The organism is Streptosporangium fragile, from assembly GCF_039534445.1.
Taxonomy (GTDB): domain Bacteria; phylum Actinomycetota; class Actinomycetes; order Streptosporangiales; family Streptosporangiaceae; genus Streptosporangium; species Streptosporangium fragile.
The window spans coordinates 24,383-48,392 of sequence record NZ_BAAAVI010000057.1; the positions used below are offsets into that span (position 1 = coordinate 24,383).

Here is a 24,010-nt window from a genome sequence, read left to right on the forward strand (position 1 = left end):
AGGAGATGGCCGACGCGTTCCTGTTCGCCGACGTCGCCTTGATGGTCACGCTGGAACTCGACCTGCTCAAGACCGAGACGGAGGTCGAGACCGGCGCCGTGTCCGGCGCTCCGGCGGAGCAGCACCGGGAGGGGTTCGCCGGGCGCTGGGCCGAGATCCGCCAGGCCGCCGACATGCTCGCGGCGCAACTGGGGACCGGCCTCGCCGAGGCGTTCGCCCGCCTCCGCGCCCACGCCTACGCCCACGACCTGCGCCTGGCGGACGTCGCCCGCGACGTCCTCGCCCGCAGGCTCCGCTTCGAGACCGGGTGAGCCCGGTACCGGTACGGGAGAGCCGGCCGAGGTCGTCCTCTCCACCGCTCGTAGTGCGTTGATTCACGTGAAACCTTTTTCTCGGCGCCGGAAGCATAGCGGCGCCGACGTGGTGCGTCTGTAAGGCGTAACCACACAGTGGAGGTGATCGTGGACGCCGCAGAGGAGCGACGTTTCCGCGAGTTCGTCTCGGTGCGATCTCCCGCGCTGATGCGCCTGGCCTTCCTGCTGACCGGAGGCGATCCGCACGCGGCGGAGGACCTGCTGCAGGGGGCGCTGACCAAGACGGTCGCCAGGTGGCGCGGGGTGGAGTTGCCCGAGGCATATGTCAAGCAGGTGATGTACCGCCAGCAGGTGTCCTGGTGGCGGCGGCGTCGGGAGACCGCGATGGCGGAGCCGCCGGAGGAGGCGGTGGCCGACGGTACGCACGGCGCGGAGCTGCGCATCGTCATGCGCAGGGCGCTGGCCCGGCTCACGGCCCGGCAGCGGGCGGTGCTGGTGCTGCGCTACTACGAGGACCTGCCGGAGGCGGAGGTGGCCGAGATCCTCGGCTGTTCGGTCGGCACGGTCCGCAGTACCACCCACCGCTCTCTGGCGCGGCTTCGCGTCCTGGCGCCCGAGCTGCGAGAACCGCACATGATTTTGGGGGAGGCGACGTGACCATCGACGAAACGGTGAGGCGGATTCTTAGGGACTGGTCCGAGGAGGCTCCGGCGTCGTCGGGGGATCTGGCGGGGATCGCGCTCCGGCGGCGACGCCGGGCTCGGCTGCGGACATTCGCGGTGGTCGCGGGGGCGACCGCGGCCGTCGTCGCGGCCGCGGTGACCGTCCCGGTGCTTCTCCCGGAGGCGGCGCCGGACGTGAGCGGGTCGGCCGTCGCGGTCCTCTCCGCCCCCGACCCGTCCACCGAGACCGCCGCGGACCCGGACTCCTCGCCGCCCAAGACCCTGGTGGCCGCGGGCCGGGCGGCCGTCTACGCCTACTACACGTGGGAAGAGGTGAAGATTTCCGCGGACCGGCAGGTCAAGAAGCTGACCTGGAACCGCTACGACAGGGACAAGGGCGTATACGAGAAGACCCCGTGGGCATGGCTCGACGTCGCCCGGGGCGGCGAGGCCGCCGCGTTCCTGGAGCAGGTGCCGGCGAAGCGGGTCGGGGTGCTCACCGGTCGCGACGCGGAGGTCCGCTGGATCGACCTGGAGCGTCCGGCCGCCGCCGTCCACTGGTCACCGGACGCGACGAAACTCCTGCTCACGAACTATTCCGCGAATCCCGACGAGTCCTACATCCCCGAGGGCAACAGCCGGATGCTCATGCCGTCGAGCCGGATCGGCTTCACCGTCGTCGATCTCGCCGACGGGCGGGCCGTCTTCCGTGCGAGGGGGGCGGACCCGGACGAGCCGCCGACCGACCGCGACGACTTCAGCTGGAGTGCCGACGGCACGCTGGTCTGGGAGAACCATGCCTCCCCTCCGCCGACCAAGAAGTTCTACGACCTGGAGGGCAACGAGCGGCCCGTGCCGTACGGCACGGCCGAGACCTACCAGCAGGACGAGCTCTCACCGGGTGGCACGCGGCTGATCGTGGGCAACACCGGCCAGGGTGCGGGCCTCGGGATCCGGGACGTGGCCTCCGGCAGGACAACTCCGCTCACCCCGGTCTCCGGCTACTTGATTGAGCAGATCGAGGCGTGGGCGGACGAGGACCGCCTCATCGTCTGGGCCTGCGAGCAGAAGGGGGCCAACGGCTGTGTGGGCGGCGAGTTCCGCAACCGGCTGCTCCTGGTCGACCTGAAGGGCGGCGACCCCGTCCCCCTCAGCGGTTTCCGGGAGAACAGCCAGAAGGCCGGGAAGTCCTGGGTGCCGATCTTCACCCCTCGTTGACGTCGCCCCGGGCCCGCCTTTCACGGAGAGGAGGATGCCAGGGGGAAGCGGGCCTGTAGCCAGGCGCCCGGACCCTCGTCGACGACGCCCAGGCTGCCGCGGTGCCGTACCGCGATGTCCCGGGCGATGGCGAGCCCGAGACCCGAACCGCCCGCGTCCCGGTCCCGGGCCTCGTCCAGCCGGGTGAACCGGTCGAAGACCGCCTCGTGGTGCTCGGCCGGGATGCCCGGCCCGTCGTCGCGGACGTCGAGGACGGCCTCGCCCTCCTCGGTGGCCAGCCGTACGGTGACCGCGGTGCTCGCGTGCCGCACCGCGTTGTCCACCAGGTTGGCCACCAGCCGGCGCAGCTGCCCGGCCGAGCCGCTGACCACCACGTCGGCGGCCACCTCCAGCGCGACCCGGATCTCCGGCCTGGGCCGCGATCTGGTCGCCTCCTCGGCGGCCACCTGCCCGAGGTCCACCTCCTCGTGGCAGGCGGGCTCACCGGCGTCCAGGCGGGCGAGCAGGAGGAGATCGGAGGTGAGCGCCTGGATCCGGTCCACGTCGGTCAGCGCCTCGGCGGCCACCGGGTCGCGCCGGGCCAGCTCCAGCCGGGTCCGCAGGATGGCCAGCGGGCTGCGCAGCTCGTGGGCGGCGTCGGCGACGAAGCGTTTGTGTCGGCTGACGGCCAGCTCCAGACGGTCGAGTGTGCGGTTCATGGTCTCGGCGAGCCGCGCGATCTCGTCCCGGGATCGGGGGACCGGGACTCGGCGGTGCAGGTCGTTGGCGGTGATGTCCGCCATCTCCGCGCGGATGGCCGAGACCGGCGCGAGCGCCCGGCCCACGGCGAGCCAGGTCAGGGCCGCGACCAGCAGGAGCAGCGCCGGGATGCCGGGGAGCAGGAGGTTTTGCAGCGTCCGCAGCGCCTCCTCCGCGGGGAGCAGCGACGTCCTGGCCTGCACCACCAGCGTGCCCTCGGTGGTGTTCACGGGCATCGTCGCCAGGGTGAAGGAGCCGTCCGGTGCCCACCCGGCCTCCATCGCCCCGGCGGGCGCGGACTTGCTTATGATCACGCCCCCGACCGGCCCGGGCGCCGGTTCCGATGCCGGCCCCGGTTCCGGCGCCGGTGCGGCCACGGCCGGTGACGCGGACGCGGAAGGTGACGCGGACGCGGAGGGGGCCGCGTCCGTCCCGGCGCCGGCCGACCCGATCGTGGCGGGCGGGGAGGGGCGCCGGGCGGCCGTCCCGGCATCGGCCGGATCGGCCACGGTGACGGGACCGGCCGTGGCGGCGGGCAGGGCAGGCTTCCGGAAGATCTTGATATCCGGGTCCAGCGCCGGCTCCGCGAGCCGGGCGACGGTGAACGTCGTGGACCTGGTGGCGAGCATTTCGGCGGTGGCCCCGGCTCGGCGGGCGGCCTCGTTGGAGAGGCTCTTCTCCAGGTTGTCCGCGAGCACGCCGACGAGCACCGCCGCGGCGACACCCAGCGCCACGGCGACGATGGCCGTGGCCGCGAAGGTGGCTCTGAGCCGTACCGACATGCGTGACATCTCAGGCCTCCAGCCGGTAGCCGGCGCCGCGTACGGTCACGAGCGACGAGCGTCCGAACGGTGAGTCGATCTTCCGGCGGAGCGCGCTGATGTAGACCTCGACGATGTTCGGGTCGCCGTCGTAGGAGAAGTCCCACGCCTGGGCCAGCAGTTCGCTCTTGGAGACCACTTCGCCGGGTCGGCGGGCCAGACCGTGCAGGACCGCGAACTCCTTGGGGGTGAGGGAGATCTCCACCTCTCCCCGGCGGCAGCGCAGCCCCGCCGGGTCGATGACCAGGTCGCCGACCGCGATGGACACCGGCCTGGCCCGGCCGCCCCGGCGGACCAGCGCGCGCAGCCTGGCCAGCAGCACCACGTACGAGAACGGCTTGGACAGGAAGTCGTCGGCGCCGGTGTCCAGGGCTTCGGCCTCGTCGTGCACGCCGTCCTTGGCGGTCAGCATCAGGATGGGCGTCCAGTTCTCCGCGTCCCGGAGCTTGGCGCAGACGGTGTAGCCGTTCATCCGGGGGAGCATGACGTCGAGCACGATCACGTCGTACGGGTTCTCGGTCGCCATCCACAGCCCGTCGCGCCCGTCGTGGGCGACGTCCACCGCGAACCCCTCGCCCGCCAGCCCGTCCTTCAGGAGCTGCGCCAGGCGTTTCTCGTCCTCAACCAGCAGCACGCGCATGTCACCCAGCCTGCCGTAGATCACCTAAAGCCAACCTGAAGACGGTTTCGGGCGCCTTCAGGCTGGGCTCAGGTGCCCGGTGTGAGTCTGTGATCTCCGGATCCATCCGCTGAACCAAGGGGAACACACATGCGTATCCGTCGTTTCCGCATCCTCGCCGCCGCGGCGCTGACCGCGGGAATCCTGATGTCCACGCTGACCGCGGCCAACGCCGACGACACTCCCGTCTCACCGAAGGACACCGTGTACGTCGAGTGCGAGGGCGGCGGCCGGGTGGCGTTGACGCGCGCGCTCACCGAGGAGGAGGTCAAGGAGCTTGCGAAGGCGGGCCCCGGAGCCGTGTCCGACGCGGTCCCGGCCGTTCCGGCCGTCCCGGCCGACGGGGCGGAGCCGGGCAAGGTGAAGATCGACAAGTTCAAGGTCGGCGAGCCGAAGGGAGAGGAGATCAGGACCTTCTCGATCACCAAGGCCGAGCCGGGGACGGAGCCCGGGGTGAAGGAGTTCCCGGACGGCGTCCCGTCCGCGGTCAAGGGTTCCGCGGGCGCGGTCCTGGCGGCTCCCGAGGGGATTCAGAAGGGTAAGGTCCTGGTCGTGCACGACAAGGACGGGTCCATCAAGTGCGCCACGTCGGGCGAAACGGCGGCTCCGGCGGCTCCGGCGGCTCCGGTGACGCCGGTGACGCCGGTGACGCCGGTGACTCCGTGAGCCGATGAGAGCTCTCTACCTGATTGGTCCGTCTTACGCGTTCGGCCCGGTTCGCGTGTCCGGAGTTGCGCGGAGGGGGCCGGGACCGGCTGTGCCGTACGGGGGACCGGCGCGGCTCAGCCCTCGGGGAAGCTGGGGTGCGGGCCGAGGGCCCAGTACTCGTAGAGACCGTAGCCGACCCGGCCGTCGTACTCGAAGCGACCGACCGCGTCGACGAGGCCCCACATGACGGCGGCGTCCCGGGGCAGGGTGTGGGTGACACCCTGGACCACCGGGCCGGGGCCCTGATACATCCCGTGCCTCCAGTCCGGTTCCAGGCCATATCCGGTGCCCACCATCAGGTGCACCGGGAGAACCGGGGTGCAGTGCACGTCGAAGGGCTTCCCGCCCGGCGGGGAGAAGGAGATCGTCGCCTCTCGTACGTCCCGGGTGCCCTCCATGTACGTGGGCCGGTACTCGGGACGGCCGAGATACTCCTCCTCGCCCTCCCTGGGCGAGCCGAACCCCCACACCCGAACCGCCTCCTCCAGCACCCGGCGGCCCTTGTCGTCCTCCTGGAGGATGCACAGGATGGCGTGGTCGTCGAACTGGATGGGCGCGTAGAGCCAGTAGAAGGTGGTCGCGTCGCGGGAGTGGATCCCCGGGGGCTCGGGTTCGCCGACCGGCCGGATGCCCCAGGAGCGGTCGCGGGTGCCCTGCCAGCGGTCGGGTGTGACCTCGACGCGCTCGTCGCCGACCAGGATGTGCCCGCTCCAGCGGCCGGTCTGGGCCAGCCGGGAGGAGTCGAACATCACCCGCTCCCGCCGGCGCAGGAAATGCCGCGGCTCCAGGGTGGCGGGGATCGTGCCCTCCCAGGTGAGGTCGTAGGACAGGCCGTGATCGTTGGGTTCGAGGACGATCCGCAGCCGCCTGAGCCCTTCGATCACCTCGATCCTGAACGGGCCGACGCTCGTGTCCATCCGGTCGCGGCCGAGCTCCCGGGAGGCCCGGACCACGCGGTGCAGGTCACGGTGGCGTACGCAGGCGAACGCGTCGCTGACCCCGAGGTTGGGGTACTGGCCGGCGCCGACGATGAGCATCAGCTCGTCGGAGCCGGCGTGGCAGTTGAAGTAGTACCGGTCGTAGAAGTTGCGGTCCGAGGTGGCGACGTGCCGCATCACCTCGGGCGACTGGTGGACGGGATAGTCGTCGAGGGGTGACAGCGACATCGGTGCTCCTTCGGCCTCGGGAACACGTTCTAACAAGCGCTTGGTGAACACGTCAATACGTGCGGCCCGGTCCATGACGGAGGACGGCCCGCACCGTGGTGGTGCGGGCCGTCCTCCGGTCGGCGCGTACGCCCCTGCTCAGCCGAAGGGTGTCACTCCCCGGTGTCAGGGCGTCTTCTTCGTGTTCGAGACCTGATCCGCCGTGGCGTCGACCTTGCCGCCGAGCTCGCCGGCCTTCGACTCGGTCGCCGACGCGGTCTCGGACGTCGTGCCGGAGATCTTCCCCGCCGCCGACTCCGTCTTCTCCCCGACCCACTGGGACGTCTCGGACGCGCCTTCCTTCAGCGTGTCCGCCCACTGCTCGGCGTTCCTCCGGTAGAGCGCGAGCCCCGCGGCGCCGATGGCGATGCCCGTCAGCAGCAGCATCACCGGCCATTTGCGGGACCTGGCGGTGGGAGTGGGGTCGATCCTGGCCGCAGCCTGGGACATCATCGCGCTCAGCTTCGGTGCGAGCTGATCCTCGATCGAGTGCGCGGCGGCGTCAAGCTTGGGCGCGGCCCACCCGCGTGCGACGATGATCTTCTCATTGATCTTCTCATTCGCCGCGTCACGCGCGTGGCTCGCCGCGTCACGGGCCTGGACGGCCATCGGGCCGACCCGATCCGCGGCTCTAGCGGCCTGAACCTTCACCTGGTTCAGCCGGTTCTCCGGTACAACGATCTTTACGTTGCGCTTTGCGAACAATGTACGAGGCACAACAATCCTCCCCATGTCGTTGGGGCCCCGTCGCCACCCCTTCCCGAACGAGGGCGGCTCAATCACGACGACCCATGGGAGGATGCTTGAGGGATCGGCCACGGCCGTAATAGTCACAACAGCACAAAAGCAACGCTTGTCCCAGGCTTTGCCTGATGACCCGAAAGGGACATACTGATCATGGCTGAAAAGTTGATCGCGAACCTCAACACCAACCGCGGCAGTGTGAAGGTTCAGCTCTTCCCGAATCACGCGCCCAAGACCGTGCGCAACTTCGTCGAACTCGCCGAGGGCACCCGCGAGTGGGTGCACCCGGAGACCGGAGAGAAGACGACCGCCAAGCTCTACGACGGCACGATCTTCCACCGGGTCATCGACGGCTTCATGATCCAGGGCGGCGACCCGCTGGGTCAGGGCGTCGGCGGCCCCGGCTACAAGTTCGACGACGAGATCCACCCGGAGCTCTTCTTCAACCGCCCCTACCTGCTGGCCATGGCCAACGCCGGCATCCAGTTCGGCCGCGGCACCAACGGCTCGCAGTTCTTCATCACCGTGGTGCCCACCCCGCACCTCAACGGCAAGCACACCATCTTCGGCGAGGTGATCGAAGGTCAGGAGGTCGTCGACGCCATCGCGAAGACCTCCACCGACGCCCGTGACCGGCCCACCGACCCCGTGGTCCTGGAGTCGGTGACCATCGAGCGCGTCCAGGGCTGACCGCTCGCCCGGCGGTCTCCCCGAGGGAGGCCGCCGCCCACACCTGTCCCGGCGGCCGCCCCGCATCCGGGTGCCGCACGCGCGCACCCGCATCCGGGCGCCGTACGCCTGACGGACGCCGCGCGCCCCTATCCCGGCGGCCGTGTACCTCCCGGCCACCCGTGCACCTCCCGGCGGCCGTGCACCCGGCCACCCGCACACCCGCAACCGGGTGGCCGTCCGTACCCCCACATTCGGATGATCGTCCGGCTCCCGCGCGACCGGGCCGGCGGAGGGCTCACCGTCAGCACGTGTACGGGTGCTCAGGATCATGAATAGGCTGGCAGTCTGTGGATAACAGCACGCTCGAAGGGGCCAGCCACACGTCATGACCACCCAGCCACCCACCGAGCCACCCACCGAGCCTGAGACCGCCGTCCCCACCTGTTACCGGCACCCCGGTCGCGAGACCTACGTGCGCTGTCAGCGCTGTGACCGTCCCATCTGCCCCGACTGCATGCGCGAGGCGGCGGTGGGCTTCCAGTGCCCGGAGTGCGTGGCGGAGGGCAACAAGACCATGCGGCAGGCCCGGTCCGTTTTCGGCGGCCGGGCAGTCATCACGCCTTATGCGACCTGGGCGTTGCTGATCGTCAACGTCCTGGCCTACGTCGCGGAGACCCTGCGCACAGACTGGGTGCTCGAGACCTTCCAGATGAACGCCTTCGACGTCTGGTACAACGGCGAGTGGTGGCGCCTGGTCACCGGTGCCTTCCTCCACAAGCCGCTGGTCAGCAGCTTCGCGCTCACCCACATCGTGTTCAACATGTGGGCGCTGTACGCCATCGGCCCCGAGCTGGAGCGGCGCCTCGGCTCGGCCCGGTTCCTGGCGCTCTACCTGCTCTCGGCGCTCGGCGGGTCCGTCGCGGTCTACCTCTTCGGCATCGCCGCGGTGGGCGCCTCGGGCGCGATCTACGGCCTGTTCGGCGCCCTGTTCGTGCTCGCCAAGCGGCTCGGCTACGACGCCCGGGGCGCCCTCTGGCTGATCGGCATCAACGCGGCGATCACCTTCCTGGTCCCCGGCATCAGCTGGCAGGGCCATCTCGGCGGGCTGGTCATCGGGTCCGTGGTCGCCGCGATTCTCGCCTTCGCGCCCGCGAAGAACCGCAGCGCGGTCCAGTGGGCGGGCTGCGCGGTGGTGCTGGTCGCGCTCGTCGCGCTCGTGCTGCTGCTGCCGCCGTTCACCGTCCTGGCCGAGCTGGGAATCTCCGGCTGAGCCGGCGCCTCGCCGAATCCACACCCTGATGCGTCCCCAGGGTGTGGATAACGCCTGTGGAAAAAGCTAACGCCAGCGGGTGGACAGGACCACACCGAGGATGATGAAAACGAACCCGATCAGCAGGTTCCAGTTCTGGAGCGTGCCCAGCAGGGGCGCGTTGGGCGCCACGTAGTAGGTGGCGATCCACAGGATGCCGATGATCCAGCAGCTCACCATGACGGGCGCCAGCCAGCGCGGGCTGACCTTGATCTGCTGGGCCGTCTGCGGCGGGGTGTAGATCGCCTTCTTGCGAGTCTTGGACTTTGGCACTGGGGTTCTCCTGCGTCAACCCTGCGCGGTCCGGATCTGCGCAGGCCATGTCAATGAGCGTAGTCGCTGGTGGGCGAAGACCGGTGTAAGAATAGTCGGCGCATGTGGGCCATGGCGATTCCGTATAGCCCCATTGTGGGGCAAACATAGGTTCAACCGGGCGCTCGCCGCCGGTCCGGCACGCCGGGCCGTCACTAGCCTGCTCCCATGAGAGCCGCGCTGAGAGTCACCGGAGAGCTGAGCCTCACCGCGGGCCTGGTCATCCTGATCTTCTGCGCCTACCTCATGTGGGGCACGGGAGCCTACACCGCCGGGCAGCAGACGCTGCTGCAGCAGCAGTTCCTCCAGGAGAAGGGGACGGACGAGCCCGCCAAGCTCGGCAGGATCCAGCTGGGCGGGGCGGTGGCGATGCTCGCGATTCCCAAGTTCGGTGACGACTACCGGTACGCCGTCGTGGAGGGTGTCGACTGGAGCAGGCTGCGCATGGGGCCCGGTCACTACCCCGGCACGGCGATGCCCGGGAAAGTAGGAAATTTCGTCCTCTCGGGGCATCGGACCACCTACGCCGCGCCCTTCAACCGCATCGACGAGCTTCGCCGGGGGGACGACATCGTGGTCGACGCCAGGGATGCCCGTTACACCTATCGCGTCACCGGCAAGCGCGTCGTCGCCCCCACGGAGCTCGACGTCATCGCCCCGGTCCCCGGCGAACCGGGACGCAAGCCGACCAAAGCCATGATCACCTTGTCCACCTGTCACCCGGAGTACTCCGCCGCCCAGCGGCTCATCGTCTTCGGCGAGCTGGACAAGCGCGAGGACCGCCTCGGATGACCAGGACGGGAAGTGTCATGTACGGATGGATCTGGCGTCTGCTCCCCGGCAACCCCGCGGCCAAGGCTCTCACCTCGCTGGTGCTGGCCGGTCTGGTCGCGGCCGTACTCTGGTATGTCGTGTTCCCCTGGCTCGAACCCCGTCTCCCGCTCGACCCGACCACCGTCGGCCGATGACCCGCGTTCTCGTCGTGGACAACCACGACAGTTTCGTCCACACCATCGTCCAGTACCTCCGGGAACTCGGCGCCACCTGTGACGTGCGCCCACGTGACCGCGTCGCGGCCGAGGACGCCGCCGGCTTCGACGGGGTCCTGATCAGCCCCGGCCCCGGCGCCCCGGAGGACGCCGGGGTGAGCGTCCCGCTCGTCGGCTTCTGCGAGGCCCGGGGCCTGCCGCTGCTCGGCGTCTGCCTGGGGCACCAGGCCATCGCGGTCGCCCACGGCGCGACCGTGGCCCGGGCCCCCGAGCTGGTGCACGGCCGCACCAGCGCGATCACGCACGACGGGCGCGGCGTCTTCGCCGGTCTGCCGTCTCCGGTGACCATGACGCGCTATCACTCGCTGGCCGTGCTGCCCGGAACGGTCCCGGAGATCCTCCAGGTGACCGCGACCACCGCCGACGGCGTGATCATGGGCCTGCGCCACCGCGCCGCACCCGTCGAGGGCGTGCAGTTCCATCCCGAGTCGGTGATCTCCGAGTACGGCCACCGGTTGCTCGGAAACTGGCTCGAAGGATTCGCGGGATCGGTGTAACACCGCCCCCTGCCTGGCCGATTGACCAGTGAGAGCCCTTCCGCCATCGCCCCCGAGTGGCGGAAGGGCTCTTTCGCGTTCCGGGGACGTTCCGGAGGCCCCGGAGAGCGCCGGAGCGCCGGAAGGATGCCGAGGTGCCCCGGGAGGGGGCGCCGGGGAGACGCCGGGGAGGGCTCCGGGAGACGGGGCATGCGAGGGGCGCCGGAGGGCTCCGGGAGGACGGGGCGTGCGGAGAGCCGGGAACGGAGAAGACCCCCGCGGTGGCGGGGGTCTTCGTCGCGCGGTGCGGGTCCGGCGCCGGATCGGTTGCCGGATCAGTTGCCGTCGAAGGGCGACTCACCGAAGGGGTCGCCCCCGTCGCCGCCGTCGTCCGACGGCTGGTCGTCGGGGAGGGTCGGCTGGTCGTCGGGGAGGGTCGGGTCCTCGGTCGGGTACGACGGCTCCTCGGTCGGCTCGGGGGCCTGGCCGCTGGAGACGACCAGCGTGATCGTCGTCCCCGGCTGCAGCTTGGTGCCCGGCTCCGGAGACTGGCTGATCACGGTGTCCTTGGGCAGGTCGCTCGGCTGCTCGACGACCTTCACCTTGAAGCCCGCGCTCCTGAGCATGTTCCGCGCGTCCCCGACCGTGAGGTTGGCCACGGGGGGAACCTCCACCGCCTCCTTGGGGGTGTAGATCCGGACGGTGCTGCCCTTGTTGGCCTTCCGGCCCGCGGCGGGCACGGTCTCGATGACGACGCCCTGCTTGCCCGCCGAGACCTTGGTCTGCACGCTGACCTTGAAGCCGGCGTCCTCCAGCTCCCTCGTGGCCTCCTCCGTGGTCATGTTGACCACGTTGGGCACCTCGACCTTCTCGATGCCCTTGGAGACCTTGAGCGTGACCTCGGAGCCCTTCTCGACCTCGGTGTCGGCCGGTGGATCGGTCTCGATCACCGAGCCCTTCTCCATCTCGTCGTCGAACGCCTCGACCGTCTTCACCTTCAGACCGAGGTCCGTGAGCGTCTTGGTCGCCGCGGCGACGGTCTGCGAGGCCACCGGCGGGATCGTCACCTTGCCCCCACTGGTGGGGGTGCCGGGCGAGCTGAGGAACATGTAGCCCACGCCGATGAACGCACCGATGATCAACAGGGGGACCAGGATCCACGCCGCGGTCTTGACCGCGGTGTTGCCGCCGCTCTGCTGGCGGCGGCGGCCGCTTCCGCGCTCGCTCCCGCGTCCGCCGGTCTCCTCGGTGCCGTACTCGTACGGCGGGACGACGGTGGTGCGCTGGGTGGCCGGGCCGTCCTGGGGCGGGGGAGCCTGCATGGTGCGGGTCGCGGCGCCGTAGTTGTTGGCCAGTGCCATCGTCTGGGCGTCCATCGGCATGCCGGACAGCGCCCGCTGGATGTCGGCCCGCATCTCCGCGGCGTGCTGGTAGCGCTGCGCCGGGTCCTTGGCCATCGCCTTGAGCACGATGGCGTCGGCCCACTTGGGGATGTCGGGGTCGATTTGCGAGGGCGGGATCGGGTCCTCGCGCACGTGCTGGTAGGCGATCGCCACGGGGGAGTCGCCGGTAAACGGCGGCTGACCGGTCAGCAGCTCGTACAGCACGCAGCCGGTGGAGTAGATGTCGCTGCGGGAGTCGACCCGCTCGCCGCGGGCCTGCTCCGGCGAGAGGTACTGGGCGGTGCCGATCACCTGGGCGGTCTGCGTCATCGTCGCGGCCGAGTCGGCCATCGCGCGGGCGATGCCGAAGTCCATCACCTTCACGTCACCGTTGCGGGTGATCATGATGTTCGCCGGCTTGATGTCGCGGTGGACGATGCCGCCGCGGTGGCTGTAGTCCAGCGCCCGCAGGATCCCGTCGACCAGCTCGGCCGCCCGCTCGGGAAGCAGCCGGCGGTCCGCCCGGAGCAGGTCGCGCAGCGTGCGGCCGTCGACGTACTCCATCACGATGTAGGGCACCGGTGCGCCGTCGGAGACGTCCTCGCCGGTGTCGTAGACCGCGACGATGGACGGGTGGTTCAGTGACGCGGCGGACTGCGCCTCCCGGCGGAAACGCGCCTGGAAGATGTGGTCCCTGGCCAGGTCGGCGCGGAGGGTCTTGATGGCCACGATCCGATCCAGCCGGATGTCTCGGGCACGATAGACCTCGGCCATGCCGCCACGCCCGACGACGCCGTCAAGCTCGTAGCGGTCGCCGAGGCGTCGAGGCTGAGTCATTTCCTGCACTGTCCCTTACCGTTCATCTTGGGTGCCGGTGAGCTCTTGGGCCACCGGTGTCCATCATCGACCCGTTCCCGCATCACGTCTCCCCGTTCGGCGGGTCTGATTCGCCGGAATCGGGAGTCGCGCTCGGTATGGGGCTCGGTGTCGCCGTCGGGGCGGTGGGGGTGGGGCTCGGAATCGTCGGGCTGGGGGTGGGGCTGGGGCTGGGGGGTGCTGACGTGCTCGGCCGGACCGAGGGCGTGGCCGATGTGCTTACGGTAGCCGACGGCGTGACCGTAGGGCGGATCGACACTGTCGGCACCACCGGTGGCCTGTGCGTCGGCGACTTGCTCCGGGTCGGCCGGGCCGTCGGCGTCGCGGTGGTCGCCGGGCCCGTCCGGACGACGGGCTCTCTGGGGCCGGTGTCTCCGGGCTGGTCCGCCGCGTCCCTGACCGCCAGCGCGCCCAGTCCGACGGCGGCGGCGCAGCCCGCGACCGCGGCGACGATCACGGTCGCCCTGCGCCGGCGGCGGTCGCGCGGGGAGTGCGCGCCGCCCGGGGCCTTCGGCCCCGTGCCCGCGCCCGCGCCCGCGCCCGCGCCCGTGCCCGCACCCAGGCCGGCATCCGCACCCAGGCCGGCGCCCGTGCCCAGGCCGGCGCCCGTGCCCCTGCCGGGGCCAGGGACCGCACCCGCGCCCGGTTCCGGGACGTCGGCGAGCAGCGGCGTGACCTCCCGGGGCCACTCGGACGCGGGCTCCGCACGCCAGCCCGACGGGTCGGTGAGCGTGGCCAGGTCGGCGGCGCCGGTCGCGGCGGGCCCCTTGAGCAGCGCGTACGCCCGCCGCGACAGCTCCTGGGCGCCGGCCGGACGGCGCGCGGGATCCTTGGACAGACACGCCATCACCAGCTCGCGCACCCGCACCGGCACGTTCTCCGGCAGCGGCGGCGGAGGCTCGTTGAGGTGCATGAGCGCGATCGCCACCTGGTTCTCGGCCCGGAAGGGCGGCCGGCCCGCGAGGCACTCGTAGGCGACCACGCCGAGCGAGTAGATGTCGGTGGCGGGCGTGAGCGGCACGCCGGAGGCCTGTTCGGGGCTGACGTACTGGGCGGTGCCGAGCAGGGTGCCCGTCTGGGTGACGGAGGTGGCCTCCATCACCCTGGCGATGCCGAAGTCTGTGATTTTGATCACACCGGTCCCGGTGACCAGGAGGTTGCCCGGTTTGACGTCGCGGTGGATGATCCCCGAGCTGTGCGCGGCGTGCAGCGCCATGGCCGTCTGGTAGACGATCTCCAGGGTCATCTCGGTGCTCAGGCTGCCGTCACGCGCCAAAATGGCGGCCAGCGACTCGCCGCGGACCAGTTCCATCACCAGGTACGCGACGCCTTCGGCCTCCCCGTAGTCGAAGACCTGTGCGATGCCGGGGTCGGCCAGCCCGGCGGCGATGCGGGCCTCGGCGCGGAAGCGCTCGCGGAACGCCGGATCGGCCGCCATGTGCTGACGCAGCAGCTTCACGGCGACCTCCCGGCCGAGCAACTCGTCCTTGGCCCGCCACACCTCACCCATGCCGCCCGAGGCGATCCGCCCCAGCGGGCGGTATCGGCCCCCGAGCAACGCGGTCATCTACCCAGCACCGCTTCCATCACGCTCTTGGCGATCGGCGCGGCGGTGCGACCGCCGGAGGCGTCGTCGCCGGCGCTCCCGGACTCGACGATCAGCGCGACCGCGACCTTGGGGTCTTCGGCGGGGGCGAAGGAGATGAACCACGCGTGGGGCGCCCGGCCCTGGGCGGTCTCGGCGGTGCCGGTCTTGCCGCCGACCGTCACGCCCGGGATCTGCGCGGAGCTGGCCGTGCCCAGGTTGACGACGTTGACCATCATCTCCTTGAGCTTGCGCGCGTTGTCCTCGCTCATCGCGGTGGTCAGCTCGTCGGGGTCGGCGCTCTCGATCTCGTTCCCCTCGGCATCCGCGATCTTGTTGACCAGGTACGGCTTCATGACCACGCCGTCGTTGGCGATGCCCGCGGCGATCATGGCCATCTGCAGCGGGGTCATCTGGTTGCTGCGCTGGCCGATCGAGGTCTGGGCGAGGGCCGCCTGGTCCTCCTCGGGGCCGATGTCGCTGTTCGCGACCGCCAGCGGGATCTCCACGGACTCGCCGATGCCGAACTTGGCCGCCTGGTCCTTCAGCGCGTCGTAGCCGAGCCCCATCGCGATCTTGCCGAACGGGGTGTTGCAGGACTTCTCCAGCGCGTACGAGAGCGTCACGCGCCCGGAGCCGCACGCGGCGCCGCCGGAGTTGGGCAGGTCGTGCGTGGTGTTGGGCAGGTCGAGCACCTGCGGGGCGTCGACCTGGGTCTGCGGGCCGAGGCTGTCGTCGCTCTCCAGGTACGCCGCCATGGTGACGACCTTGAAGGTCGAGCCCGGCGGGTAGGTGCGCTCGATCGCCCGGTTCAGCAGCGGCTGGTCCTTGTTCTCGGCCAGCTTGTTGTAGGCCGCGTTGACCTCGCCCTTGTTCGCCTTGGACAGCGGGTTCGGGTCGTAGGTGGGGATCGAGACCATGGCGAGGATCGCCCCCGTCTTCGGCTCGATCGCGACCAGCGCGCCCTTCTTGCCGCTGGCGCCCAGCGCCTTGTACGCCGCCTCCTGCGCCCTGGGGTTGATCGTCAGGTCGACGTTGGCGCCCTTGGTCTGCTTGTTGGTGAACAGGTCGATGCTCCGCCGGATCAGCAGGTCGGCGCTGGATCCGTCGAGCAGGTCGTTCTCCGCCTGCTCGATGTCACGCTCGCTCTCGGGGGCGAAGAACCCGGTGATGGGCGCGTAGACCTTGCCCTCGGGGTAGCGCCGCGCGTAGCGGAATTCGTTGTCGCCGGTGTCGATCGACTCGGCGAGGACCTTGTCGCCCGCGGTGATCCGCCCGCGCTCGACCTCGTAGCGGGCGTAGAAGTTGCGGGTGTTGCGGGAGTCGGTGCGCAGCTCGTCGGCCCGCACGGCCTGCAGGTAGTTCACGTTGATCATGAGCAGGCCGAACATGACCATGCAGGCGAAGGCCGCGCGCTTGAGGGGACCGTTCATCGCTGGAACACCTGCGTCATTCCTTCGTCCTGGATGGCCTGGGGCGGAGGCTTCCTCGCCGTATCTGACATCCGTACCAGCAGCGCGATAAGGATCCAGTTAGCCAGCAGCGCCGAACCACCCTGCGACATGAACGGGGTGACCAGGCCGGTGAGCGGGATCAGGTTGGTGACGCCGCCGACGATGATGAAGACCTGCCAGGCCAGGATGAACGACAGACCGCCCGCCAGCAGCTTGGAGAACGGCTCGCGGGCCGCGATCGAGGTGCGCAGACCGCGCTCCACCAGCAGGGCGTACATCATCAGCAGGGCCATCAGCCCGGTCAGGCCCAGCTCCTCGCCGACGGCGGGGAAGATGAAGTCGGAGATGGCCAGCGGGATGAGCTTGGGGTGGCCCTGGCCGAGGCCGGTGCCGAGGATGCCGCCCTCGGCCATGCTGAACAGGCCCTGCATGAGCTGCTCGCTGCCGCCGACCTTCTGGTAGAGCTCGGGGTCCTCCGGGTTGAGGAAGACCTCCCACCGGGCCTGCACGTGGCTGAAGATCATCCCGGCGAGGATCGCGCCGCCGACGAAGAGCAGGATGCCGATCAGCACCCAGGAGGTGCGCTGGGTGGCGATGTAGAGCATCACGATGAACGTGCCGAAGATCAGCAGCGAGGAGCCGAGGTCCTTCTGCAGGATCAGCACGCCGAGGCTGAGCCCCCAGGTGATGAGGATCGGCCCGAGGTCGCGGGCGCGGGGCAGGTCGATGAAGAGCAGCCGCCGCCCGGCCAGCGCCAGCACGTCGCGCTTGGCCACCAGGTAGCCGGCGAAGAAGACGATCAGCGCGAGCTTGGCGAACTCGGCGGGCTGGAGCTGGCCCAGGCCCGGGATGCCGATCCAGATGCGGGCGCCGTTGATCTCCTGGCCGAGGCCCGGGATCAGCGGTGAGACCAGCAGGAACAGGCCGAGGGCCCCCGAGGTGTAGGTGAGCCGCTGCAGCGCCCGGTGGTCGCGGAGCACGATCAGCGTCACGGCGAACAGCACCACGCCGACCGCGGTCCACAGCAGCTGCGTGTTCGCCGAGGCGCCGAACGCGTCGGCCTCCTCCAGGCGGTAGATCATCACCAGCCCGAGGCCGTTGATCAGCGTCACCAGGGGGAGGATCAGCGGGTCGGCCCAGGGGGCGAACTTCGCCAGCACCAGGTAGGCGGCGAGCATGAAACCGCCCAGGCTGAGCCCGTAGGTGAGCATGCCGGAGGGGATCTGCCCGTCGATGGCCAGCCCCACGTTGGCGTACGCGCCGAGTGTGATCAGGACAGCGAAGGCGAGCATCGCCAGCTGCGCGACGCGCCGTTTGGCCGGCATGAGAACAGGTTCGACGCTTGGGGTGCTCATCTGTCTACTGTGACCTTGGGGGTTCGGGGGTCCGCGGGGCCCTTGAGGTTCCGGTGGTCGCCGAAGCGGTCGCGGAGGCGGAGGCGGAAGGCTGAGGGGTCGGCTCGGCCTTGTCGCCGGACTTGCTCTTGAGCTCCTCGATCTTCCTCAGGCCCGCTTCGACGTTGTCGACGGGGATGCCGTCGCGGACCTGGCCCTGCTGGAACGCGCCAAGGGCCGAGAGTGGCTCCGTGGTGCTCTGGGCGACGTCGAAAAGCTCGAAAGGCCCCAGATTGGTCTTCACACCCTGAAAAACCACGATCTCGTTACCTCTGGCCCCGACGAAATACTGGTCCTGCAGCCACTGACTGCCGAAGTACCAGCCTAGGCCGCCACCGACGATGACGACGCCGCCCGCCGCGGCCAGAAGCGGCCATCGCCGGCGGCGTCTGACCGGTCGCGCGGCCGCCCTGACGACCGGTTCGTCGTCGCCGTCGTCGGCGACGACGGGCTGCGGCATGGTGATCGCACTGGCCCGTCCCGCGGGGGTGTCGGGCGGGTGCGGCCGCGCCATGGTCGATCCGGCGGCGCCCACCACGGCGGCCTCGCCGGCCTGGGCGGCCTGGGCGGTGCCCTCGTCCACCTCCAGCACGTCGGCGAGCACGCAGGTGATGTTGTCGGGGCCGCCGCCGCGGTTGGCCAGGTCGATGAGCGTGCGGACCACTATGTCGGGGTCGTCGATCGTGGTGAGCGTGTGGTGCAGGGTCTCCGCGCTCACCACCCCGGACAGGCCGTCGGAGCAGAGCAGGTAGCGGTCGCCGATCTGGGCCTCGCGCAGCGACAGGTCGGGGTCGACCTCGCCGCTGCCGTCGAGCGCCCGCAGCAGGATGGACCGCTGCGGGTGGGTCGCGGCCTCCTCCTGGGTGATCCGGCCGTCGTCCACCAGCGACTGCACCAGGGTGTGGTCGTGGGTGATCTGGTAGAGCTCTCCCGCGCGGAGCAGGTAGGCCCTGGAGTCGCCGACGTGGACCAGGGCGACCCTCGTCCCGGACCAGAGCATGGCGGTCAGGGTGGTGCCCATGCCCTTGAGGCTGGGGTCGCGGCCGACCATCTCGTGCAGCTTGCGGTTGGCGTCGCGTACCGCCGCCTCGATGGCGCTGAGCAGGTCACCCCCCTGCGCGTCCACGTCGAGCGAGGACATTGCGGCGATGGCGACCGAGCTGGCCACCTCGCCGTGTGCGTGGCCGCCCATACCGTCCGCGACGGCAAGCAGGCGACCGCTGGCGTACGCCGAGTCCTCGTTCCCTTCGCGGAGGAGGCCGACGTCCGAGCGGGCGGCGTAACGGAGTGCGATGGTCATTTGCGCAATTCGATGACGGTCTTACCGATGCGGATCGGAACGCCGAGCGGCACCGGAGTCGGACGGGTGACTTTAGAGCGGTCGAGGTATGTGCCGTTGGTCGAACCGAGATCTTCCACGATCCACTGACCGTCCTGAGGGAAGAGCCGGGCATGCCGGCTGGAGGCGTAGTCGTCGCTGACCACCAGAGTCGCGTCGGTCGCCCGGCCGATGGTGATGGGAGCCTCCGAGAGGGGGATGATGGTGCCCTGTAGGGGGCCGCCGACGACGACCATCTCCCGGGGCTCCCCCTTCTTCGATTTGGCCACCGGTTTCACCGGTTTGGGGACCTTGCGCGGGGAAACGGCGGCGGGGCTCTGGGATCCGAACAAGTCTGTCCGGATCACGCCGACCGCGGCAATCACGAAGAACCACAGCACCGCGAGGAAGGCGAGCCGGATCAGCAGCAGCGTGAGCTCGGACATGGACCGTCTGTTTACCTTTAATCGCGCCGGAAAACCAGAGTCGTTCGCCCCAGCGTCACGCGAGTGCCGTTCTGGAGCTCGACCCGGCGAACCGGCTGGCCGTTGACGAAAGTGCCGTTGGTGGAACCGAGGTCGACGAGTGCGACCGTGGGGCCCTCCACGCGCAGCTCGGCGTGGTGCCGGGACACGCCCGGGTCGACCAGCCGGAGATCGCAGTCGGTGCCCCTCCCGAGGAGGGTAACCGGTGTGGTCAGGTCGAAGGACCGCTGTCCCTGCGGGTCGTCCTGGGTGGAGACCAGCAGGCGGGGACGGCCGGGGAAGGCGTGGGTCCGGGCCGGGGGCACGTCGCTCACCGGCTGGCGGATCTCGTCCTGTTCGACCGTCGCGCCGCGGATCACCCCCGAGCGGATGCGGAACAGCCCGACCGCGAGGTCGTCGGCCGTCTCGAAGCGGACCCTGACCGGCCCCACGAAGGAGTAGCCCTGTTCCTTGGCGTACTCCCTGGCGAGGTTGGCCAGCTCAAGGCCGATGCTGTCGGCGTACACCTCCAGGCGCTCGCTGTCGGTCGTGGACAGCTCCACCACGAAGTCGTTGGGCACGAGAGTGCGCCCCTGCGCGACGATCGCAGCCCGCTCGTCCATCTCCCGTTGGACCGCGCTGGCGACCTCGACCGGCTGAAGGTCAGATTTGAACGCCCGCGCAAAGGCCCCTTCAACCAAGCCTTCGAGCCTCCGCTCGAAACGCTGCAGGACTCCCACCGGGTACCTCCCCTCCTCCGTCTATATGGTCGCGGCCGCTCGGGGCTCGTCGGCTCGTTCCCTGCTCCTCCGCACCCGCCTGCTCCGCTTCGCATCTAGGAGGATCGTATCCGGGTTCATGGGTACCGGCAGATTCGTGCTAGTGTTTCGTCCGCACCCAACAAAGGGCGGGTGGCGGAACGGCAGACGCGCACGGTTCAGGTCCGTGTGTCCGAAAGGACGTGAGGGTTCAAATCCCTCCTCGCCCACCGGTTCAAGGCCCCGGTCTCGCGGAAAGCGAGACCGGGGCTTTGTCGTTCTCCCGGGGGCCCCGTATGCGTCGGGGTCGCCCGAGCGATTCCGCGCAGGGGCGAGTGGATGGTCGGTCACGGCGGTCGCTCGTTTCGTCGTGGGGGGCTTCACTGGTCACGCATGGATCTTGTGGTTGCGAGCCGGCATGACCATGCGTCCACGTTTCTAGAGAATCGCGCTTGTCGATCACTTTCGGATGACTTGCACTGGTCTGCGCGGGCCTGGATGGGCCCCCTAATTACGCTGACAGAGAAAATGGCCGGAGGAGATCTCTCCCCGGCGGTGATCCGTTCGGTGAGCGGGCGGCCGCCGTGGACGGCCGGGCGGGCGTCAGTCATGGGCCGCCGGGCGGGCGTCACGGCGGGACACGAGGACCTCCGTGCGCGGTGTGGAGCCCGGACACCTCCACCGCAACGGAGGTCCTCGCCGTCGACCAAGCCCTGCCGCCGGCGACGTCCGTGACCGGCACGGCTAGCGGGTGGCGAGCACCCGGACGTCCAGCAGCTCGCCGAGCAGGTCGGTGAGGCTCACCATGCCGACCGCCTCGTCGTTCCCGTCCGTGATCAGACCCACATGGGCGCGGGCGTCCTGCAGGACGTAGACCGCCTCGGGGATGGTGGTGGCCTTCGCCAGCCGGGGCACCGGGCGGGCGAGTTCGGCGGGGCTCGCCTCGGGTCTCACCAGGGCGTCCCTGACGTGCACCACGCCCAGGACGTCACCGGGCCGGCCGGAGGTGACCAGCAGGCGCAGGTGCCCGGTGTCCGCGGCGATCTCACGCACCCGCGAGCCGGGCGCGTCCGCGGCCACCGAGACGACCTTCGCCAGGGGCAGCATCAGCCGCTCCACCGGCTGCTGGTGGACCCGCAGGGCCCGGGTCAGCAGGTCGTGCTCGTCGCGGTCGAGCAGGCCCATCCGGCCCGACTCGCCCACCAGCATGGCCAGCTGGACCGGGGTCCTGGTGGTGGCCAGCTCGTCGCGGGGATGCACGCCGAACAGCCTGAGAATCCCGTTGGTCAGGCCGTTCAGCGCGGCGAGCATCGGCCGGACCACCCGGGTGAAGCCGCGGAACGGCAGGGCCAGGCCCATCGCCGCGAGCTCGGGGTGGGTCAGCGCCCACGACTTGGGAGCCATCTCGCCGACCACCATGTGCAGGAAGGTGACCAGCGCCAGCGCGATGAACAGCGCGATCGGGACCCGGAACGACTCGGGCACGCCGACCGCGGCGAAGACCGGCTCCAGCAGGTGCTCGATGGCCGGTTCGGTCACCATGCCCAGGCCGAGCGAGCAGAGCGTGATGCCCAGCTGCGCCCCGGCCAGCATCAGGGACAGCTCCCTGCCGCCGCGTACGGCGGCGCGGGCGGCGATCCGGGTCAGCCGTCCTCCCCTGGCCGCCATCTCCTCCACCCGGTGCCTGCGGGCCGAGATCACCGCGAACTCGGCGGCGACGAAGAAGGCGTTGCCGATCAGCAGGGCCACGCCGATCAGCAGGGCGGCGGTGGTGCTCATCGTCCCTCCACCCCGCCCCGCCCGTGCACGGCCGTTCCGGGGCCGGGCTCGGCCGTCCGGGTCGGCCGGGCTGCCCACGGCGTCCGCGACGCGGCCATCGCCGGCTCGTCCGTTCTTCCGCCGTCCTGCTGTCTTCTGCCGTTCCGCCGGTCGCCCTCCGGCCCGGAGCCGTCGCCGGCCGGGCTCCCGGCATCACCGGAGTCGCCGGATTTCCCGGGGCCGGCAGAACCCGTGACGTCACCGGGCTCCGTGGAGCCGGTGGAACCCGCGGAGCCGCCGGACTCCGCGGAGCCGCCGGAACCACCGGAGCCGTCCCCGTCCAGCTCGGCGAGCGCCAGCCGTACCCACTCGGGCACCCGGCGCTGCACCGACAGCACGGTGAGGACCGCGTCCTTCTCGTCGACGCCGTCGTCTTCCAGGAGATCGTGCTCCATGGTCAGCGTCACCGTCACCCGGTCGCCGGGCTCGGCCATCCGGCCGAGGACGGCGAGCACGAGGCCGGCGACGGTGTCGTAGTCGTCGCTCTCGGGCAGCGGCAGCCCGGTGGCGCGCTCGATCTCGTCCAGCCGGAGCGTGCCCGGCAGGTCCCACGTGCCGTCGTCGTTGGCGACGACGCCCGCAGGCTCCTGGTCGTTCTCGTCGATCAACTCGCCGACCAGTTCCTCGGCGAGGTCCTCGACGGTGACCACACCTGCCAGGCCGCCGAACTCGTCGATGACGCACGCCATGTCGTCGCGGGCGGTGCGCATGCGTTCCAGCACGGCCGGGAGCGGCAACGAGTCGGGGACCAGCAGCGCGGGACGGGTGATCTTCTCCAGCGGGCCGTCGGTCAGGCCGGACCTGAGCAGTTCCCGCACGCCGGTCACCCCCACCACGTCGTCGCCGTTGTGGTTGCAGAGCACTGGGTAGCGGGAGTGGCCGTGCTCGCGGACGGCCTCCATCAGGTCGGAGATCGGCCGGTCGTCCCGGAGCAGCACCAGGCGGGGGCGCGGCACCATGACGTCCTCGGCGGTGCGGTCGCCGAACTCCAGCGCCCGCTCCAGCAGCTCCGACAGCCGCGGCGGCAGGTCACCCGACGTGGCGGACTCGGAGATGATCCGGGACAGCTCCTCGGGGCTGGCGCCGTGCTCCACCTCCTCCACCGGCTCCACGCCGACGCGGCGCAGCAGGCCGGTGGCGGCGGAGTCGAACAGCCGGATGACCGGTCCGGCGACCTTCAGGTAGACCAGCGTCGACCGGGCGAGGAACTTGGCCACCGGCTCCGGGCGGGCGATGCCCAGGTTCTTGGGGGCCAGCTCGCCGAGCACCATCTGGACGACGGTGGCGAACGCGACGGCCAGCGCCACCGCGATGCCCGGAACGGCGGCCCCGGGCACGCCCACGGCCGTGAGCCCGGGACGGATGACCGTGGCGATGGCGGGTTCGGAGATGAAGCCGACGAGCAGCGCGGTCACGGTGATGCCCAGCTGCGCGCCCGACAACATGAACGACAGGCGCCCTGTCACTTGCAGCGCCTTCTCTGCGGCCGCGTCACCGGCGTCGGCCTGTTCGCGCAGCACGCCGCGGTCCGCAGCGACGAAGGCGAACTCCTGGGCGACGAAGTAGCCGGTGGCGAGAGTGAGGAGGAGTACGGCCAGCAGGCCTAGAGCCGTGTTCACCGGGTGGCTCTCCCGGGTTGATCAGCGGTTCCCGTGCCTTCGCACGGGCAGGTACTCCACGGATCGGGAGCGGACACGATCATCCTTTCGAGCAGAGGTAGTCCTCTACCGTAACGATGCAGATGGCGGTCGATGTTTCCGGATGGGCTGACGATCACATTGTTGGTACCTGACAACCCTTCTGCGTACTTTTACATAGGGAAACCTTGACGAGGGGTCTCCACGCGCGAGGGCCGCGGCGTAGCGTCGATAATGACGTTTTCACCGGAGAACGAGAAGTGGCGGAACACGACGTGCCTGACTGGCCGGGAAACGACGACCCCACCCGTGCGCTCCCACCGATCGCGTCCGAGCCCGAGCAGCGACGCGCGGCCGGGCAGCCCGCGCACCCCAGGCCGAGCGGGCTCGGGGCGCCCTCCCGGGGTGCGTCGTCCT

At 70.4% G+C, this 24,010-nt stretch carries 23 protein-coding genes and 1 tRNA gene; 10 read left to right on the top strand and 14 right to left on the bottom strand.

Annotated features, from left to right (window positions below):
* The first annotated feature begins 5 nt into the window (after positions 1-5).
* The 3 genes from ABD841_RS29990 (at position 6) to ABD841_RS30000 (ending at position 2,194) form a co-directional block, all read left to right on the top strand.
* The gene (locus ABD841_RS29990) at positions 6-311 is read left to right on the top strand and encodes an ANTAR domain-containing protein (protein WP_344978803.1); all 306 of its coding nucleotides are present in this window, start codon (positions 6-8) and stop codon (positions 309-311) included.
* Positions 312-461: 150 nt separating this feature from the next.
* The gene (locus ABD841_RS29995; protein WP_344978806.1) at positions 462-971 is read left to right on the top strand and encodes a SigE family RNA polymerase sigma factor; all 510 of its coding nucleotides are present in this window, start codon (positions 462-464) and stop codon (positions 969-971) included.
* Positions 968-2,194: a hypothetical protein gene (locus tag ABD841_RS30000; RefSeq protein ID WP_344978808.1), complete on the top strand. Its 1,227-nt coding sequence runs from the start codon at positions 968-970 to the stop codon at positions 2,192-2,194. Before ABD841_RS29995 ends, ABD841_RS30000 begins: the two co-directional genes overlap by 4 nt.
* A gap of 20 nt (positions 2,195-2,214) precedes the next feature.
* Here the strand turns inward: ABD841_RS30000 and ABD841_RS30005 are convergent, their stop codons facing one another.
* The gene (locus ABD841_RS30005) at positions 2,215-3,723 is read right to left on the bottom strand and encodes a sensor histidine kinase (RefSeq protein ID WP_344978810.1); all 1,509 of its coding nucleotides are present in this window, start codon (positions 3,721-3,723) and stop codon (positions 2,215-2,217) included.
* A gap of 1 nt (position 3,724) precedes the next feature.
* A complete protein-coding gene (locus tag ABD841_RS30010; protein ID WP_425582066.1) occupies positions 3,725-4,417 on the bottom strand; it encodes a response regulator transcription factor in 693 nt (230 codons plus the stop codon).
* A 105-nt stretch (positions 4,418-4,522) separates the two neighbouring features.
* On the opposite strand from ABD841_RS30010, the gene ABD841_RS30015 reads away from it, so the two are divergent.
* Positions 4,523-5,098, top strand: coding sequence for a hypothetical protein (locus ABD841_RS30015; RefSeq protein WP_344978812.1), 576 nt, complete (start codon positions 4,523-4,525; stop codon positions 5,096-5,098).
* A 116-nt stretch (positions 5,099-5,214) separates the two neighbouring features.
* Here the strand turns inward: ABD841_RS30015 and ABD841_RS30020 are convergent, their stop codons facing one another.
* The gene (locus ABD841_RS30020; RefSeq protein ID WP_344978813.1) at positions 5,215-6,306 is read right to left on the bottom strand and encodes an Rv3169 family protein; all 1,092 of its coding nucleotides are present in this window, start codon (positions 6,304-6,306) and stop codon (positions 5,215-5,217) included.
* Between the two features lie 165 nt (positions 6,307-6,471).
* The gene (locus ABD841_RS30025; RefSeq protein WP_344978815.1) at positions 6,472-7,164 is read right to left on the bottom strand and encodes a hypothetical protein; all 693 of its coding nucleotides are present in this window, start codon (positions 7,162-7,164) and stop codon (positions 6,472-6,474) included.
* A gap of 78 nt (positions 7,165-7,242) precedes the next feature.
* On the opposite strand from ABD841_RS30025, the gene ABD841_RS30030 reads away from it, so the two are divergent.
* Positions 7,243-7,779: a peptidylprolyl isomerase gene (locus ABD841_RS30030; RefSeq protein ID WP_344978817.1), complete on the top strand. Its 537-nt coding sequence runs from the start codon at positions 7,243-7,245 to the stop codon at positions 7,777-7,779.
* A gap of 367 nt (positions 7,780-8,146) precedes the next feature.
* Entirely contained in the window at positions 8,147-9,031 is an 885-nt protein-coding gene (locus ABD841_RS30035) for a rhomboid family intramembrane serine protease (protein WP_344978819.1), read from the top strand.
* Positions 9,032-9,097: 66 nt separating this feature from the next.
* Here the strand turns inward: ABD841_RS30035 and ABD841_RS30040 are convergent, their stop codons facing one another.
* Entirely contained in the window at positions 9,098-9,343 is a 246-nt protein-coding gene (locus ABD841_RS30040; RefSeq protein WP_344978821.1) for a cell division protein CrgA, read from the bottom strand.
* 207 nt (positions 9,344-9,550) lie between these two features.
* Between ABD841_RS30040 and ABD841_RS30045 the strand changes: the two genes are divergently transcribed.
* The 3 genes from ABD841_RS30045 to ABD841_RS30055 are packed head-to-tail and all read left to right on the top strand — an operon-like array spanning position 9,551 to position 10,928.
* Positions 9,551-10,174, top strand: a complete 624-nt coding sequence (locus ABD841_RS30045) for a class E sortase (protein ID WP_344978823.1) — start codon at positions 9,551-9,553, stop codon at positions 10,172-10,174.
* Entirely contained in the window at positions 10,171-10,350 is a 180-nt protein-coding gene (locus tag ABD841_RS30050) for a hypothetical protein (protein ID WP_344978825.1), read from the top strand. Before ABD841_RS30045 ends, ABD841_RS30050 begins: the two co-directional genes overlap by 4 nt.
* On the top strand, positions 10,347-10,928 hold the full coding sequence (locus tag ABD841_RS30055) for an anthranilate synthase component II (RefSeq protein WP_344978827.1): 582 nt from the start codon (positions 10,347-10,349) through the stop codon (positions 10,926-10,928). Before ABD841_RS30050 ends, ABD841_RS30055 begins: the two co-directional genes overlap by 4 nt.
* Positions 10,929-11,242: 314 nt before the next feature.
* On the opposite strand, the gene pknB is transcribed toward ABD841_RS30055, so the two are convergent.
* From pknB to ABD841_RS30090, 7 genes are all read right to left on the bottom strand, one after another.
* A complete protein-coding gene (gene pknB, locus ABD841_RS30060) occupies positions 11,243-13,126 on the bottom strand; it encodes a Stk1 family PASTA domain-containing Ser/Thr kinase (protein ID WP_344978829.1) in 1,884 nt (627 codons plus the stop codon).
* Between the two features lie 82 nt (positions 13,127-13,208).
* Positions 13,209-14,732, bottom strand: coding sequence for a serine/threonine-protein kinase (locus ABD841_RS30065; RefSeq protein ID WP_344978831.1), 1,524 nt, complete (start codon positions 14,730-14,732; stop codon positions 13,209-13,211).
* A complete protein-coding gene (locus ABD841_RS30070) occupies positions 14,729-16,183 on the bottom strand; it encodes a peptidoglycan D,D-transpeptidase FtsI family protein (RefSeq protein ID WP_344978833.1) in 1,455 nt (484 codons plus the stop codon). The genes ABD841_RS30065 and ABD841_RS30070 overlap by 4 nt, the downstream gene beginning before the upstream one ends.
* Positions 16,180-17,559: an FtsW/RodA/SpoVE family cell cycle protein gene (locus ABD841_RS30075; RefSeq protein WP_344978835.1), complete on the bottom strand. Its 1,380-nt coding sequence runs from the start codon at positions 17,557-17,559 to the stop codon at positions 16,180-16,182. Before ABD841_RS30075 ends, ABD841_RS30070 begins: the two co-directional genes overlap by 4 nt.
* 4 nt (positions 17,560-17,563) lie before the next feature.
* Positions 17,564-18,898: a PP2C family protein-serine/threonine phosphatase gene (locus tag ABD841_RS30080; RefSeq protein ID WP_344978837.1), complete on the bottom strand. Its 1,335-nt coding sequence runs from the start codon at positions 18,896-18,898 to the stop codon at positions 17,564-17,566.
* A complete protein-coding gene (locus ABD841_RS30085; protein ID WP_344978839.1) occupies positions 18,895-19,362 on the bottom strand; it encodes an FHA domain-containing protein FhaB/FipA in 468 nt (155 codons plus the stop codon). The genes ABD841_RS30080 and ABD841_RS30085 overlap by 4 nt, the downstream gene beginning before the upstream one ends.
* 17 nt (positions 19,363-19,379) lie before the next feature.
* Positions 19,380-20,120, bottom strand: a complete 741-nt coding sequence (locus ABD841_RS30090) for an FHA domain-containing protein (protein ID WP_344978841.1) — start codon at positions 20,118-20,120, stop codon at positions 19,380-19,382.
* Between the two features lie 165 nt (positions 20,121-20,285).
* On the opposite strand from ABD841_RS30090, the gene ABD841_RS30095 reads away from it, so the two are divergent.
* Positions 20,286-20,368 (top strand) — tRNA-Leu (locus ABD841_RS30095).
* 514 nt (positions 20,369-20,882) lie between these two features.
* On the opposite strand, the gene ABD841_RS30100 is transcribed toward ABD841_RS30095, so the two are convergent.
* On the bottom strand, positions 20,883-21,917 hold the full coding sequence (locus ABD841_RS30100; RefSeq protein WP_344978843.1) for a hemolysin family protein: 1,035 nt from the start codon (positions 21,915-21,917) through the stop codon (positions 20,883-20,885).
* Complete coding sequence (locus ABD841_RS30105; protein WP_344978845.1) at positions 21,914-23,575, bottom strand: hemolysin family protein; 1,662 nt, start codon at positions 23,573-23,575, stop codon at positions 21,914-21,916. Before ABD841_RS30105 ends, ABD841_RS30100 begins: the two co-directional genes overlap by 4 nt.
* Positions 23,576-24,010: the final 435 nt, after the last annotated feature.